Source organism: Chitinophaga rupis, assembly GCF_900109685.1.
In the GTDB taxonomy this organism is placed as follows: domain Bacteria; phylum Bacteroidota; class Bacteroidia; order Chitinophagales; family Chitinophagaceae; genus Chitinophaga; species Chitinophaga rupis.
This window is the reverse complement of record NZ_FOBB01000004.1, coordinates 281,891-298,500: the sequence shown is the minus strand read 5'-3', so window position 1 is coordinate 298,500 and position 16,610 is coordinate 281,891. Positions and strand designations below refer to the sequence as shown.

Annotated in this window: 10 protein-coding genes; 2 read left to right on the top strand and 8 right to left on the bottom strand. The window is 38.3% G+C overall.

What is annotated here, in order from left to right; translation table 11 throughout:
• The first annotated feature begins 49 nt into the window (after positions 1-49).
• Positions 50-2,725, top strand: coding sequence for an alpha/beta hydrolase family protein (locus BMZ54_RS18080; RefSeq protein ID WP_089914953.1), 2,676 nt, complete (start codon positions 50-52; stop codon positions 2,723-2,725).
• 546 nt (positions 2,726-3,271) lie between these two features.
• Here the strand turns inward: BMZ54_RS18080 and BMZ54_RS18070 are convergent.
• The 4 genes from BMZ54_RS18070 to BMZ54_RS18055 all read right to left on the bottom strand — a co-directional run bounded on the left by BMZ54_RS18070 (position 3,272) and on the right by BMZ54_RS18055 (position 9,782).
• Complete coding sequence (locus BMZ54_RS18070; RefSeq protein ID WP_089914947.1) at positions 3,272-3,529, bottom strand: hypothetical protein; 258 nt, start codon at positions 3,527-3,529, stop codon at positions 3,272-3,274.
• A 169-nt stretch (positions 3,530-3,698) separates the two neighbouring features.
• A complete protein-coding gene (locus BMZ54_RS18065) occupies positions 3,699-5,222 on the bottom strand; it encodes a hypothetical protein (RefSeq protein ID WP_089914944.1) in 1,524 nt (507 codons plus the stop codon).
• A gap of 10 nt (positions 5,223-5,232) precedes the next feature.
• A complete protein-coding gene (locus BMZ54_RS18060; RefSeq protein ID WP_089914941.1) occupies positions 5,233-8,379 on the bottom strand; it encodes an NAD(P)/FAD-dependent oxidoreductase in 3,147 nt (1,048 codons plus the stop codon).
• A 434-nt stretch (positions 8,380-8,813) separates the two neighbouring features.
• Positions 8,814-9,782: an AraC family transcriptional regulator gene (locus BMZ54_RS18055; RefSeq protein ID WP_089914938.1), complete on the bottom strand. Its 969-nt coding sequence runs from the start codon at positions 9,780-9,782 to the stop codon at positions 8,814-8,816.
• A gap of 271 nt (positions 9,783-10,053) precedes the next feature.
• On the opposite strand from BMZ54_RS18055, the gene BMZ54_RS18050 reads away from it, so the two are divergent.
• Complete coding sequence (locus BMZ54_RS18050) at positions 10,054-12,753, top strand: outer membrane beta-barrel protein (RefSeq protein ID WP_089914935.1); 2,700 nt, start codon at positions 10,054-10,056, stop codon at positions 12,751-12,753.
• 404 nt (positions 12,754-13,157) lie between these two features.
• On the opposite strand, the gene BMZ54_RS18045 is transcribed toward BMZ54_RS18050, so the two are convergent.
• From BMZ54_RS18045 to BMZ54_RS18030, 4 genes are all read right to left on the bottom strand, one after another.
• A complete protein-coding gene (locus BMZ54_RS18045; RefSeq protein WP_089914932.1) occupies positions 13,158-13,760 on the bottom strand; it encodes a FecR family protein in 603 nt (200 codons plus the stop codon).
• 35 nt (positions 13,761-13,795) lie between these two features.
• Entirely contained in the window at positions 13,796-14,065 is a 270-nt protein-coding gene (locus BMZ54_RS18040; protein ID WP_143081056.1) for a hypothetical protein, read from the bottom strand.
• Between the two features lie 279 nt (positions 14,066-14,344).
• Positions 14,345-15,490 (bottom strand): FecR family protein, encoded by a 1,146-nt coding sequence (locus BMZ54_RS18035; protein WP_162277597.1) that lies wholly within the window; start codon positions 15,488-15,490, stop codon positions 14,345-14,347.
• Positions 15,491-15,523: 33 nt separating this feature from the next.
• Positions 15,524-16,072, bottom strand: a complete 549-nt coding sequence (locus BMZ54_RS18030) for an RNA polymerase sigma factor (RefSeq protein WP_089914922.1) — start codon at positions 16,070-16,072, stop codon at positions 15,524-15,526.
• Positions 16,073-16,610 lie beyond the last annotated feature (538 nt).

Here is a 16,610-nt window from a genome sequence, read left to right as displayed (position 1 = left end):
GTTAAAGTTATTTTCGTTATAACTGATCGCTATATCCATCGCTAAAAATATGAAAAGTATTTTATTTAGCATACTTATTTTCATCTGTGATTTTCAATCAGGCAATGCTCAACTGTCAACCACAAAAAACACCATAACTAAACCTGTTTTAGATACAAGTGTTTTTGGAAAGTGGGCATCAATAGGCGAGGCTGCCATTAGCCCTAATGGGAAGTATGCTTATTATTTAGTTAATAATGATTCAGGAGTGGTAAGAAGCTGTTACCTAACGGCTACTAAAGAAAATTGGGAACGAAAATTTTCAAATGTAGCGGACCACGTTTTTACGGGAGATAGTCGCTATTTCTTATGGCGTACAATAAGTGATAGTTTGGGTATTACCACTTTAAGTAGGAACTCAGCTATTTTCTTTTCCAATATAGTCTCCTTCAAGTTGTCTGAAAATAAAAAACACCAATGGCTAGCGTTTAAGCAAAATCTGCCGTACCCAAAACTTGTTTTATTAAACTTGTATACCGGTAAGAAATTTTCATTTAATGAGGTTGCAGATTATTTTTTTCTTCCATTGAAAGAAAAAATGTGTATAATCCAGGAGGAAGGTAATAACGGCGGAAGAAAGAATTTATTTATTTTGAATTTAGGTACTGGGGAAGCCCAATCTATTTGGAAGGGATATAAGCTGAACAATTTGGTTTTTGATGAAAGAGGAGAACAAATCTCTTTTTTGGGTACCCCAGATTCAAATAATAATACAGCAATAGATATTTGGTATTTCAAATTTGGAAATATTGCAGCCAAGAGGCTAAATATTTCCTCAATTATTATCGGGAAAGATAGTCTCTATACTGAAAATATTGAGAGATTTAGTAAAGATGGAAGATCAGTTTTTTTAAGGGTGCGGCCTAGGGAAGGTCTTAAAGCATCGGCCGCTAGAGCTGTTAATGTCGATGTTTGGAGTTATACAGACGTTATTTTACAATCACATCAACTAAGAAACCTTTCTCAACCATCCTTACTTGATCAAACAGATTTCCTTTTGGTTTATAGTCTTATTTCCGGACAGATAACAAGACTAGAGTCAGAGGGTGAGCGTTTGGTTCAGCGAATAGGAGATACAATTTTAATTACTTCTAAGACATCAAAAGGTCCATCAGAAAGTTACATTGAAGGTGACTCGCCCATTGAGCAGTTATGCATTAGACGCTTGCATGAGGAGCAATGCCTTAACAAAGCGATCTTAAAATGTGTTTTCTGGTATATGTCCCCAGGTGGAAAATATATAATATATATTGATCCTGTGGATAAGGCGTACTATAGCTATTCCATAACAAAAAATAATATAAAAAAAATTAAATCCAACAATTTTGGTCGGAAAGAAGATGCAATAGATAGCCAAGGGTTAACTGGTATTGCATTGAATGATGTACAAGGTTGGTTAGAGGAGGATGAGGCTATTATCGTCGCCTTTGAAAATGATTTGTGGCTTGTTGATCCTTCATGTAATAAAGAACCGATTAATTTAACTAATGGATATGGCAAAAAAAATAATATTGATTTTAAAGTTTCCTTGAACAGAGGCGGAATATTCAACAAGCAGCAGAAAATTATACTAACTGCTTTTAATTTAATAACAAAGGAGAATGGCTTTTACTCCATAAGGTTAGACGGTGCAATGGATCTTATAAGGTTAAGTATGGGGCCATTTGTTTATGACATTCCAGAACATCAATGGATTGTAGAGGATGCACCTATAAAAGCATTCTATACTGATGCTTACCTTGTTAAAAGGATGAGCGAAAAAGAATCGCCTAACTACTACTTTACAACCGATTTTAAATCTTTTAGGCAAATTAGTAAGGTGAATCCTGAAGCTAATTATAATTGGTTGACAACGGAACTAGTGAATTTTTTAACACTCGATGGAAAGAAAACACAGGGAGTATTATATAAACCCGAGAATTTTGATCCAAATCATAGATATCCGTTGATCATACATTACTACCAAAAAATGGCAGATAGATTGCATGTCTTTTTGCCGCCGGGTTTTACAGATGGGCCAATTAATATTCCCTGGTTTGTCAGCAATGGGTATTTAGTGTTTACGCCAGATATTCAGTATACACCGGGTCAGCCGGGGAAAAGTGCGCTTAATACGGTTGTCTCAGCAGCCAAAGTCCTTTCTTTCAAACAGTATATTGACTCTACAAAAATAGGTGTTCAGGGTCATAGTTTTGGCGGGTATCAAACAAGTTACATAGTAACTCATTGTGATATGTTTGCTGCGGCTTGCTCCTCAGCGGGTTATTCTAATATGATTAGTTATTATGGGACATTAACACCTGAGGGAGACAATAGATATGACTATTTTGAGTTTGGGCAACCCGAACTGCGTGAACCACTTTGGAAAATACCGCAATCATACCTGGAAAATTCGCCCCTGTTTAGTGTCCCAAATATTACAACGCCTATTTTACTAATGAATAATATAAATGATAGTACTGTTCCATTTCAGCAAGGTGTAGAGTTCTTTTCTGCCTTGCGCAGATTGGAAAAAAAAGCATGGATGCTTCAATATGATGGGGAAGGGCATTCACTGGTTGATATTAAAGCTCAGGCTGATTTCACAAAAAGGGTTACTCAGTTTTTTAACCATTATTTAAAAGGACAACCAGCTCCTGCCTGGATGGTAGGTGGAGTCATTGCTCAGGAAAAGGGGTTGAAGTAGATTCTTATGAATAGAAAAACAAGCTCTTATGGGGTTACTTCTCATTAAATATTGGTTAGTTATTCTGCATGTTGGCCCCATTGTGGCTAGGATGAGAAGCATTCAACCACTACCAAACTTTATTGAGTTAGGGTATCGTAATAAAATAAGCCCTGGTAGTTGCAGGAAAGCAATATATTCTGGTATAATATAAATATAAATAACGGGTACTAGGAGCTGTAAAAATGGCTGGCGAATAGGTGATTATAGCACAGGATGTGATAGTTGTACTCACATAGTACGTGGATCCGCCAAAATTTTCTGCTTTAAAAGCGAGGATAGATCCGGCTATGGTAAACATCACCATAAGGGCTAGTAAAATTTTTGCTTTTTTCATAGAACTGTGTTTTAGGTCTGATGTAAGGATTACATATAAAATGGGATTGGCGGATATAAATTAATCCCTTCGTGAATAAATATATATATCAATAAGGAGCTAACTTATGTTAGCTCCTTATAAAGGTCTGTAAATCATCTGCAGATATTAATACCTGAGATAATTTACAATCAAGGTACAATTGTCAGCTTAGCGGTTTGAGTACTGCTTGTGAGAGGAGCACCAAATACTCTTGTAACATAATAAACAGGAACAGGAGCGGTGTTAGCAGTAATCAGAGCAGGGCTATAAGTAGCCGTTGCGCTTAAAGTCGTTGTGGTGCTTACATAGTAAGTAGAACCACCAAACTTCTTTGCTTTAAAAGCCAGGGCACCGCCAACAACAGCGAATACAGCTATAGCTGTGAGCATTACTTTTGCTTTTTTCATAAAATGAGTGCTTTTTAATTTAAAAAGCTAAATTTTTTTTGTAAATAATTAGCTTGCACAAAAAATTAAACTTCATAAAGGTGGCAAGCGTTAACCTTGTAAGAAGCAACCCGGGTAAGTTTATTAATGAGTTTGTTATATAAAATATCATAGCTGACCTTTGACATTTTTATCCTTGAGGACAATTTTCGATTTCATTCACTCTATTTCCAGATATTAATGCTTCCCGGACAATATAACTTAGTAAAATGACCAGAAAGCTAAATGCCAGTATTGTTGGAAAAACCTGGTATCTTAAAACGATTGGCGCCGCCAGAACGCTAAATCCAATGTTAAACAACCAAACAAAAATTGTAAGGAGTAATAGTTGTTTCAGTTGCGTGTTTATTGCTTGGACGTTATTTAGTAGTATGAAGCCAATAAAAGATAGCAGAAAAAGAAGATTAGTAATGGCAACAAAAACAGGGAAATATTCCATCACCTTAATTCTATTTTTTTGGGTGATCGAAACCACTTTATTAGATTTATATTGAAACCATACTTTTGCTATGTCTTCAATAGTATCACTACCCATATTATAGAGTGCCAAAAATTCTGCATTGGGTACATAATAGTTAACAAGGTTGGGACCAATAAAGTACCTTGTGAATGCCAACGGATGATTTAATATTAGTAGCTTCCCATAATCTGAATATAGGGGAGCCATAGAAGCCCATCTTTTGAAACCATCTGTTGTGCTGTCTCTTTGATAAACAAGGTTCATATAGGCTTTAAGCGGTGCATGTTCATCCCATAAATAGTAAATGCCAAGCTCGTTATCGGGTCTGTTTTTGATAGTTCGTAAGGAATCAATATGCTTATCTACTATTTGCTGCAGCTTTTGGTACTTGAGAGGTATGGTCTCATTACTGTCTTTGGGTAAGCGTGAATACGCAAATAATGCATTACTAGATAATTGCCAACCCCCAAATGCTGAAAACTGATTTCTGCCTGTAGTATCTCTATAACCTTGAATAGTTAAGAATACGAATATACCCATGAATATTATAAGCGCACCTATACCTAATATTTTTTGCTGGAATCTTAATCCGGAAAGCGTTATTGTTGTGATACTAATAATCGGATAGTATAATGCATTATATCTAAACATAAATACAGCTAATAACACTGCTATATGAGCAGCAATCAACCTGTTTGTAGGTCGATGAATAATCCAGGCCATTTGAGTAAACCATATCAAGCTCAAACCAGTAAAAATGGCATCACTGGAAATGAAATTGCTTAAATACAGCGATAATGGATTCAACAGCTGAGAAAGAATGATAATATATAGGGTTAGACGTGAGATGGATATTATATAACCAATTGAAAATGCAAAGAATAACACACTAAAGTGTAAGAAGATAAATTGAAAGCATATTAAAGCGGTATCAGAATGCGTTATGCAGCTGAACAGTCGAAGAAACTTAGAATATCCAATAGGCCATATATTAATCTGTTTATTATAGAATGCTGCATCCAGATAAGAATATGAATCCGGTAGAAAATTAGGATATGGATAAAGCAGTTTGAAAATAATGAACTGGGCTATTATGATGGCGATTGAAAGCAACAAGAGCTTTCGATTGCCTGGTTGCTGCCAGAGCCATTGCGTAAAGTTTAAGCCTAATGTGTTATTATTATTCTCTTTCATATTCAACTGATTAGTGACTTGCCGGTGTTTTCTCATTAGCCGCTTTCCATATGTATTCTACTAGCAGGCAACCGAAGCAGGTTATAACAAGTGCAGGAAATAATTGAAATCTCAGTGCAATTGGAGATGCAAATACACTGAAAGAGAAGTTAATTAACCATAGGGTAGCAGCCATTCCAATGCCAATTGTAAAAACGCCTGATTGTCTATGGCCCTTAAGCATAAGAAAACTGATAACCCCTAGTATAAAAACCACATTCATTATCCCTACCAATATTGGGTAGTAGTCTAATGTGTTTACTTTTAAATCTTTAAAGTGCGTTTTTATTTTATTGCTTTTAAAACCGAACCAGTGTTGTGCAATTACATTGACAGAATCCCTTCCTGTATTATAAGAGTCCAAAAATTCTACCGGCGGCGCATAATATTTAATAGCATTTGGCAATAGATAGTACTGTGCAAAGGTTAAAGGATATCTTTGTATAAGATAAGAACCATATTCTTTGTACAATGGAGCTACTGATGCCCATTTATAAACCCAATCCTTAGTAGAGTCTTTCTTCAATTGTTGCTCCATGTAAAGTTGTAGTGGTGCATTCGATGTCCACATATAATAAGTACTTGCCTGTACCAACTCTTCTGGATGTGTTAATGGGTTTTTAGTACTGTCAAAATAATCGCGTACCATTTTGTCAAGCTTCTGGAACTTATGGGGTACTTTTTTAACTTCTTTATTGCTTACATAGCGATAGGCATACATTGCATTATTTGCCAGTTGCCATCCTGAAAAGGGAGAGAATTGTTTTTTTCCAGATACCTCTTCATACCTGTTACTCGTAAATTGTATAAAACCTCCTATGAGAATAACTATAACAGTTAGTCCGGCCAGCTTAAGTTTTATGTTTTGCTTAGATAAGAGGAACGCAATAATAGCTATGAATGGATAATATAAGGCATTATAACGGACAGTGAATGCCAGAAATAATACAACAGCATGAAAAATAACTAGCCTCTTTGTGGGTTTGTAAATAATCCAGAATAATTGTGTAAACCAGATAAGGCTAAGGGACAAAAACATTGCATCACTGGATACATAATTACTCAAGTACAGATATATAGGATTAAATAACATAAAGGTGAATAAAAGTATTTTTACCGGTTTACTGGGTTTGAAGTAGTAGAACAAAGTGAAAGTAAACGCAAGGCTACTCAATTGAAGCAATAAGTACTGAAAGGTAACCAAAGCGGTATCCGAACGGCTAAATACACTAAAGAGCCTTAGGAATCTTGGATAGCCAATAGGATAGGTATTGATATCCTGATTAATAAAGGCAGTCTCAAGATATACATATGAATCTCCATCTATAAACCCTGCATATGGATAAAAGAATTTGAAGACAATCCATTGGCATAATATCCCTAATATAGCTACCCACATATACCATTTATTAGCGGGGTTTTTGAAGATATAGTCTTTCAAGGTCGAGTTTACTGATCGCTGTAAGCCGAATTCCTGCTTAATTGAATTTTCTTGAGCAATAGTTTCCGAGCCTTTCTCCTTCTCCTCATGATACTCCTGCTCCGTATTAATACTCCATATATTTTCCTTCTCCGTAACCCCCGCCACAATATTATCTACCGCGACCATCGCGGTTAGCATACTGTGGTCACTGTTATTATACTTATGCATTCCATTCCTGCCTACCAGGAAAAGATTCTGAAACTTATTAATAAAGTCGCGTATTACATGAAACCGATCATACGTTCCAAAGTAAGCAGGGTAAGTTTTTTCGACTCTCAGCACAGTGCTGTCCAATACATTTGCAGATGTTGCCAGCCCTATTTTTTCCAGTTCATAAATAGCTAACTGTTTAATCTCTTCGTCTGTCTTTTTCCAGAATGCTTCATCTGTATTGGTGAAAAACTCCATGCCTACCCAGCTAGTACACGGATCCTTTACTAGATAGGGGCTCCAGTTATTAAATATCTGCAAGCGTCCAACTGTTACATCCTTTTCCTGTATATAGATCCAGGTATCTTTTAATCCCAGTGGTTTCCATTCTCCTGTTTTCTTATCCTGGAAGGAAAGTTGCTTGAGTAATATACCCACCGTAATAAAATCCCGGTATTGGAGGCCGGACGCTACATGCTTCACGTCGTCTGGTATGGAGCCGTCCATGCCTCCAATCAGCTCCTGCACCGGCATGGTGGAAAAAAAATAGTCGCCTTCCAGGTAGCTGGTTTCACCGGTAATCTGGTTCACAGCTGCAATGGCTGTAATGTTATTCTGTGCTGAAGAAGTATAAATACGTTTTACATCATGCTGCATCAGTATAGTACCACCTTTTTCCTCTATTTGCCTGGCCACTTCTTCCCAGAGCTGTCCCGGACCGAATTTTGGATAAAGGAACTGTTCTATAAGACTGGTTTCTGTGCCTTTTTGAGAGAGATCGCCGGTGTTTTTCTTTTTCGCAGTAGCTGATTGTACAGCGTGTTGGATAGCCTTGCTGATACTTACGCCCTTGATTCGCTGTGCGCCCCATTCAGCGCTGATAACATTACATGGTATGCCCCATACTTTCTCCGTATAATCCTTAAAGAATAATTTGTACAGTGTTTTGCCAAACCGGTTAATCATAAAGTCTTCCAGGTTCTTTTCAGGTTTGCGTGGGAATAGTTGCGCTGCCAGGTAAGAGAACATGATGGCGATGGTTCTTGTTACGCCCAGTTTTGTGAGCGTATCCAGGGATAGCTGAATAGGGTAGGTGAAGAATTTGCGGAGAAAGTAGATACGGGAGAGCCTTTGGCGTACTAACATTACTTTGTCGGGATCGTTAGTCCTTTCTGGCTGACTGTAGTTATCCGCATCTACTCTTCTGGATTGTTGTTGATAAGTAATGGTAAACTGGTCCTGTTGTTCCTCCGGTAAAGGCATGATATTAAGCCACCATTGCATTACCCGGTCTGATTTGCTGAAGAACCGGTGTCCGCCAATATCAATGCGGTTCCCTTTATAGTTAACAGTCTTTGAAATACCGCCTATATCTCCGGATTTCTCGAGTATAATAGGTATAATATCTGTACGCTGCAGTAATTCATATGCAGCTGTAAGACCTGCGGGGCCTGCACCAATAATGATCGCTTTCTTTGTTGACATGGCAGAGAGTTTAAGATGCTAAGACATAACTGCCCATACTTAAAAATGACAGTAGCGGGCAAACAGTAAATAATGGACATGCGATAGCTGGCAATGCAAATCATTGCACAGGATAGCATGGTTAAGGTAATGAGTCGGAGGTAGGCCGGTGTTTATGGTCTTATGCCAAAAGGTAATAAAGAAGGTCCGGTCACACCTGTGTGTATGTATTTTGAGAATGACTGTTAGAAGCAGTCTTAAATAAGTAGAGCATATCGCCTGAATTTTCCTGTAATAATGGTCTTAGGGTATCAATAAAAGATATTCGTAGCTGGTGGTTTAACATTTGCGCTTTAAACAGGGCATTTTCATAACAGATGTTGTTTAAATTAAAGTTCCGGATTTTTATTGAGAAGTATGGTAGACATTTCCATCAAATTTGGTAGACATTTCCATCAAATTTTAAGCTGTTTGGGGGTGATGCCACGATAACGCTTATATGCTTTTATAAATCCTGACTTATCCGCATATCCTAGCTCTTGTGCAACATCTTCTGTGCTTATGGAGTAAGTAGATAACAGCCAGTCTGCTTTTTTTATACACTCTTCTGCCACAAATTCATGCAGTCCTTTTTTAAAAGCTGCTGAAAAAAATCTTCCTAAAGTAGACTCGCTGATACTATATTTCCTGGTAAAGTAACTGACCGTATGCTGTTGTATATTTGGGTTCTGTTTAATCTCTCCGTAAATCTGATCAATAATATCCAGGTTGGCCTGTGTAGGTAATTTCTTCAGATCAGCATCTTCATTATATGCTTTCCTGTACAGATTCATCAGTTGAACATTGGCGGTTCTGAGCTCCATTAGTAATCCTCCTTCGGTTTCACGGCATCGGCGCATGTCCTCCAGAATATATCGCACAACGTAATTCATGGTAAAAAGCTTAGGCACACTATCTACATCACTTTGGGTGGCGCTAAGTGCAACTAACGACTTAATTTCTCCTATGCTGGCAGCCAGCTCCTCAAGGAAGCTAGCTTCCAGGTCAATGATAAATAATTCTGTTTCTTCCTCTGGTTGCAGTAAATGAGTGCCCTTCGGTATGTAGATGAACCCGAACTGATCTCTTTTTACTATAAATGTGGTATCGCCTATTATGACTTCAGCAGCACCATTTAGGCAATAAAGCATACAAATAGCTGGCTGCTGGCTATATAATGGAACGGTAGCCGGCTGTTTCATGCGGAATCGCAGAATATAGATGCGGAACAATTTGTACAATAATGTTTGCGTGAGTACATGTCCGAAGTTATATTCCTGATACTCTGCATCTGCCCAGGAGGCAATATTTGAATAAAGTGCTTGGGGAATGGGTACCGGCTTGCCAGGGCTTATTTTGAGGGATTGATAAATTAATTTATTCATATTCTATGGTTCATGAGGATTTTAGTATCATTTCAAGATAACTGGATTGATAGGCTATATAGTGTTTGTCAGATTTTCTGATATGGAATATTCTCCGATAAGTTTATTGGTGGATTAACCTATTGCAAAATAAAGTATGGTGCCTGCAGCTTTACAGCAGAATAATTATATAACTAATTTGGACAGATTTTTTTAATTGAGCAATAATTATTTACTGTCATTTTATTGCAGGCAAATTATCTAAACTTACATACTGCTGTAAATCCTCAAAATGAAAGCATTCTTAACCCTATGGTTGTTACTTATCATTACTGGAATAACAACATTTGCCCAGATAAAACAGCCCGGTAAGATAAGCGGACAGCTCAAAGATACATTAACTAATCTGCCAATAGCTGACGCCACGGTAGCCCTGCTGTCGTCAAATGATTCATCTTTAATCGCTAATTCATTTTCAGGTCCGGGTGGTTTTTTTGAATTTAATAATATAGCCTTTGGCGAATACAGGCTCTATATTACCTATATGGGATATCAATCACGAATGCTCACTTTGCAGGTAACTAGGGATACTTCAGCATTGCTTATAGGTACGATATGGCTAAAAAAAACTGGATTTACCTTAAAAGAAGTGGAAATAAAGGAAATTAAGCGTGTTATTACACTCAAAAAGGACACAGTAGAGTATAATGCTGCAGCATTTAAACTAAGAGAAAATGCGTTAATGGAAAGTCTTTTAAAACAATTGCCGGGGGTTACGATAGACAAAGATGGTACAATTAGGGCTCAGGGAAAAATAATAAGCAAAATACTGGTGGAGGGTAAGTCTTTTTTTGGTGACGATACTAAAATGGCCTCGCACAATATTTCCGCGGAAATGATTGATAAAGTACAGTTAATCGACAGAAAGCCAGATAAACATGGATTAACTGGAGGCCTTGGTGAGGAAACAGAAAAGGTAATTAATGTTACCATTAAAAAGGAGCACCTTAACCACGTTACAGGTAGAGTGGTAGCAGCCTATGGAACAAATGGGCGTTTTGTTACAAGTGCTGGTTTAAACCGGATTGGGAAAAAACAACAAATATCTTTTATTGGAGATGGAAATAATACTAATAATATAGGCATAGGAGAACCTGGAACAGGAGTGTATGGTTTTGAACCAAACGGAAGCGTAGGTGTGAGCAATAACTGGAATGCGGGAATTAATTATAATGATGAGATAAATGAGAAAATAAGGGTCAGTGCTAATTATTATCTCAGCAATAGGAGTTTTGAGAACATGCAAAGTAGTGTACGTCAAAATATACTTCCTGATTCCATTTATTATTATGAACAAAATTCCTCTAACAAGAATAAGAGTACTTATCATAGTTTGAATCTACGGCTGGAGTATCAGATAGACTCTTTGACGGCGTTAACTGTATCCTCACGTGCTAATTATAGTAATACCAATAGTATACTGGGGAATCAATATAAAACATACAATAGTAAGGGACTACCAATTAATAGTGGTAGCTTAAATAATAATATAGCCGGAAGAATACCTTCATTTTTTTTAGATTTGCAATTCGATAAGAAATTTAAAAAACCGGGTAGAACATTCAGTGCCTACCTTAATTACCGGTCAGATGATAATAGTCAGAAAATATTTAACAAGTCTGATAACCTGTTTATGGAGCCGTCGGGAACGGAGAAAAAAGATAGTATAGATCAGCTTATTGATAACCGGGATTTTTCCTATGCTTACGTACTTAGGTTAAGTTATTCTGAGCCTATCACAAAACATGAATTCCTTGAGTTTAATTATACTTACTTTCCAAATTTTAGTCATTCACAAAAGCAATCATTTAACTATAATGCAAGTAAGGGTGGATATGATATATATAATGACAGTTTAAGCAATGATCTACGGTATGATTTTCAGATTCAGGAGGTAAATATTAAGCTTAACTCAATAAAGGAAAAGTTTGGTTACAGCTTGGGATTATATGCACAGTTAAATGCCTTATATAATCACGATTTGAGGCTACAGAATGTTTATAGGAAAAATTCTTTGTTTTTATTTCCGTTCGCACTTTTTAATTGGAATATTTCGGAAGATAAAAACCTGATTTTTACATACGGAGCTATGAGCGAACAACCAACAGTAGCACAATTGCAACCGGTTCCGGATAATACAAATCCACTATATATTAAAATAGGCAATCCTGATTTAAAAGCGGCGCTTAACAATAATTTTACGTTGAATTATAAATCATTCAATCCTCGCACAACACATACATTGTTCATAAACATGGCGGCTACTATTACAGGCAATAAGATCATTAATACTAGCTGGATAGATTCTGTAGGCCGTCAGATGAATCAGTATGTAAATACAAATGGTACCTGGTACATGTATGGAGAGATAACGAATAGTGTATCAATATTTAAAAGACAGGCAACCTTAAATACAACTACAGCATTTAATAGGCGAAGGGATATTTCCTACAATAATGGTAGCAAATCACGTACAATTGATCTCCAGTTTAGACAATTATTTACCACAAATTTTTCATTTAAGGAAAGAGGTGATATTGGCGCTTCAGGCAGTGTGCAATATAATATTACAACCTATGACTTACAAAAACAACTTAACACCAGCTACTTTACCTATACGTTGTCACTGAACGGTAATCTCAATCTTCCATTGGGTTTAGTGTTGGGTGCAGATATTGACTATCTATTGAACACAGGGCGGCAGGCTGGTTATAATTTAAACATTACTATCCTGAATGCGTATATTGGGAAAACCTTACTCAGCCATAAACAGGCTGTTGTTCGGTTGCAGGGATTCGATCTTCTGAAGCAGAATGTCAGCCTCCGGAGAAGTATGGACGTGAATTATATTGAAGATGTTCGCAGCCAGATATTACAGCGTTTCTTTTTATTAAGCTTTACATATTATCTAAAGCCGCTAGTAAAGGATTAAATAAAGGACCGCTTTGGCGGCCGCTCATGTCTCCAATAAACTCCCGTACAGGCTCAGTAGAAAGGAAGTAGTCGCCATGCCGGTAGCTGGTTTCATCAGTTATGTCATCTAATAACGAAAATGCCTGTTATTTGAGGATTATATGTTAGTAATGAGTAGTTTCCGGTCGTTTCATTTTAGAAAGCAGTACATCTTTCTTTTGGCATAGCAGTTATTTTAGAGGTTTCAATATGGATGTAATGTGTGTTCTCTGTTGTATGATTCGTTGTTGAGTCAAATGTAGGATGACTTGCAAATAATTAATTATCAGTTTAGAAGTTTTTTTTGCGGTCATTTTGAATACTGAGTATGTACATAAGGTATAAAAATAAGGCCGCTGGAAAGCGGCCTTGTACTTTTAACGCTTAATTATTGGGACATCGGAGATGTATCTGCCCTTCGGCATCCTTATAATACGCTACATTTCCGGTATCCCTGAGATAATCAAGAAGATCTTCCAGCGGCTGCTTCCGGTTTATGGAGCCGGTAAAATGCCGGTTGGCCAGCGGGCCTTCAATGATTATATGAACTCCGTATAACCGGTAGGCATTTGTACAGATGGTGCTTAAGGCTTCATCATTAAAAAAGTAAGTACCGTTACGCCACTCGATTGTTCGTTTATCAAGGGCGCCAATGTTTGCCTTCCCATTTTCAAGATCCACTATAAGTGCCTGTCCGCCCTGCATGCTGCTTTCTTCATTTTTAATACAGAATAATATCCTCCCTTTCAGCACCGATACCTCCGCTTTCTTACTATCGGGGTAGTTGGATATATTTAATTTGCCCAAAAACTTCACCTCAAGCCCTTTCGTGCGTACAACAAAAAGCTGTTGCTCATATTGTGTCACTTCAAAATAGGCTTCACCCGTTAGCTCTACTACCCGTTGCCCGGCATTAAAGCAGGCCGGAAAGCATAGCCGGGATGATACGTTCAGGTGAACTAATGTTCCGTCTGATAGCTGAATCAATACCGGCGGCTTTCCCGCCGGTACATTTAATACCGTTATACCCGTATTTTCATACCTGTTGCGCGTTTAGCCGCATATAAAATGCTGTCCACATTAATATATACATAGGCCACATTCCCGGCGGGTGATGCACGGATGGGAATTACTTGTCCGTTGTGCAGCGTTAGCGTGATCTCGCTCTTTGCAGATACGGGATAAATAAGCGGATGTATTTTTTTGTCCCAGGTTATAAGCAGCAGCGCCAGGCCAGTTACGATGACCGGATAGAATACAACAGGGAACAGCAATTTCCGGCGTTGGCTCATGTCCGGTAAAACTTGCCGCCGTACAACTGTTCCTATTGTGCGGATAATACGCGCTAGCTCACTAATGCATATGGCCAGGATTTTTTTAAGCAATAAAGTTTCCATTGGTTGATCGTTAAACGAGTCCATGACATCTTTTTAAATAATAAATGAAATAGCAGCAATTAAACTGAGGTAGCCGGCATCAGTTTAATAATCAAAGCAGCTTGTATATATATGATGCAGATTTTGGAGAAATATACTAAGAGGAAGCAAACTTTTTTTGTACAGGTAAAATAACTATTGAATGTATAAGGTTTTTTTGTCTTCAAAGTTGTATTTGAAGGTATGGTCCAGGGTTTGCAGATTTTTAAGCAGGGAATCCAGCGGCTGCTTACGGTCTAAGGTTATTTTAAATCGTTTTTGCTTAAGGGCTGCGGTATCTCCCAGCTGTACCGTTATGCCGTACCAGCGGGGGGCTATCCCGAAAACATCCAGCAGGGATGCGTTACTATCAAATCTATAAACACCCTGTAGCCAGCTTAGCTCAGTTTCCTTGTCAAACGGTTGTGTATATGGTCGTTTGCCGGCAGCGGCTATTACCTGCTTGCCAGGGGTTAGCAAGATAACAGTTGTGCCATAGTGAAATCTTACCGAGCCTTCCACAAGCCCTACTTGTACCAGGTTGCTGTTGTATGCACTTACATTAAAAGAGGTGCCCAGCACTTCCGTGCTGCTACCAGGTAGATGTACAATAAAAGCCTGGGATGCATTTTGAGCTATTTCCAGAAAAGCTTCTCCTTTAATTCCTATTTCCCGTTTTTTACCCGGGAATTGAAGCGGGAAGGTAATCATTGTACCAGCATTCAGCCGTACTTTACTGCCGTCCGCTAATATCATGGAATAATCCTTTCCATAAGGTACGTTCAAGGTATATAGCCCCGGCTGCTGTTTCTGGGTTACAAAGTGGAGTACATTGCCGGTAAGGTTAAATGTAACGCCGTCGGTTTGTAGAATAGTATCTGAATTATATGGCAGGTTGAGGATCTTTCCATCAGGGGTGGTAAGCTGCAGCTGTTTTTCATTGATCAGGAGGGACGTTTCAATAACCGGTATAGCGGTTTGCGGCTCTTTTATAAGGAATATATAAAGCCCGCTGCTTATTAGTAGCAATAAGATAGCTGCTACGGACAGTTTTTGGATAGTGGCATTTCTGCGTTGTCTCTTAACAACTGTAATAATATCCCACGGGGAATGCCGCTGCATACTTTCACGGGCAGCCTGCAGGTGTTCCGGTCCTAGCTGTTGGTGTAATGATTGCCAGCGCTTGAAAGCTTCCTCATTATCTGCAATTATTCCATACAGGTACTCCTGTTCCTGCGGGGAAATAGTTCCTTCTATCTCCTTTAATGTAAGGATATAAATGCTGTCAGGTTGCGCTTCCATCATCAATATTAACGTCTCTGAGAAGAAAAGATACTAATCTCCCAGTAAAAAAGGTAGTTTATTACGAAGTATTTTGCGGGCGGCTGCCAGCTGATTAGTAATGGTACGGGGCGATTTGCCTGTTTGCCTGGCAATATCTTTATTACGTACGTTCAGGATCTTTAACTCAAATGCGCTGCGCTGAGCGGGTGTAAGACCGGCAATAGTATCATTGATTATCCGTATTATTTCCTTGCTACTAAACGGATCGTGCAGCACCCCCTCCACCGGCAACTCGTCTTCCGGCCTGTATTCCACAGGGTTCTTCTTTTTATTTCTGAAATGGAAGTTACACGCATTGTATAAAATGGTATGCAGGTAAGCATCCATATCCACTTCCTCCGGCAAGTGTTTTTTAATAGCTTTATGCCAAATCCCTTTAAAAACCTCCTGTACTACATCCTCGGCATCGTGCGAATTCCCTAACCGGGACTGGGCATCCAAACAAAATCGAATGTAATAACGTGTCCAGATTTCCACAAACGCTTTCTCGCTGCCTGCTCTTAATGCAGTCCATAAAGATTGGTCGTCTTTTTTAAACATAATATTAATGAGTGTTTAGTTGTGCGCATTACCATGAACGTGAAATCTCCAGGGGGAATTATAGGTATAATAGATTTACTCTGTTGACAATCGGATCAAAATTAGAATAATTGATTCAAAATAATATTAATAAGATGTTAACGAAAAAAATATTTCGTGGGTACGTAAAAGCTTAGCGCCGGCAGCTGCTGCCGGCGCTAAAGCTATAGAAGCTGTTCAAGGTTCCCGAAAGGTAATTACTCTCTGGTCGCAGGGGGCGCCCAGGGCCCAGGTGCAATAAGTGCTACCGGTTGTAGTGGGTACAAAAGATGCGTTTAAATAAATAGTGGTACAAACGCCGGGGCTTCCTATCCGGCAATAACATACGGAACGTTTGTTGGCCTCAAAAGCAAGTAGACCGGCCGCAATTGCCATTATAGCAATAGCCGCCAATAGAAATCTGGCGCGTTTCATGGAGGTAAATTTAAAGGTATGAAATACTGTCCCTTTAAGATTCCTGTTTGCAGGAATGCTAAGCTGATATGCTCTTTCCTTGTGT

Excerpts from the sequence above, each read along its gene's own strand:
- BMZ54_RS18060 (WP_089914941.1), bottom strand. The coding sequence starts at position 8,379 with ATGTCAACAAAGAAAGCGATCATTATTGGTGCAGGCCCCGCAGGTCTT.
- BMZ54_RS18065 (WP_089914944.1), bottom strand. The coding sequence starts at position 5,222 with ATGAAAGAGAATAATAATAACACATTAGGCTTAAACTTTACGCAATGG.
- BMZ54_RS18050 (WP_089914935.1), top strand. The coding sequence starts at position 10,054 with ATGAAAGCATTCTTAACCCTATGGTTGTTACTTATCATTACTGGAATA.
- BMZ54_RS18040 (WP_143081056.1), bottom strand. The coding sequence starts at position 14,065 with ATGAGCCAACGCCGGAAATTGCTGTTCCCTGTTGTATTCTATCCGGTC.
- BMZ54_RS18080 (WP_089914953.1), top strand. The coding sequence starts at position 50 with ATGAAAAGTATTTTATTTAGCATACTTATTTTCATCTGTGATTTTCAA.
- BMZ54_RS18055 (WP_089914938.1), bottom strand. The coding sequence starts at position 9,782 with ATGAATAAATTAATTTATCAATCCCTCAAAATAAGCCCTGGCAAGCCG.
- BMZ54_RS18030 (WP_089914922.1), bottom strand. The coding sequence starts at position 16,072 with ATGTTTAAAAAAGACGACCAATCTTTATGGACTGCATTAAGAGCAGGC.
- BMZ54_RS18035 (WP_162277597.1), bottom strand. The coding sequence starts at position 15,490 with ATGGAAGCGCAACCTGACAGCATTTATATCCTTACATTAAAGGAGATA.
- BMZ54_RS18070 (WP_089914947.1), bottom strand. The coding sequence starts at position 3,529 with ATGAAAAAAGCAAAAGTAATGCTCACAGCTATAGCTGTATTCGCTGTT.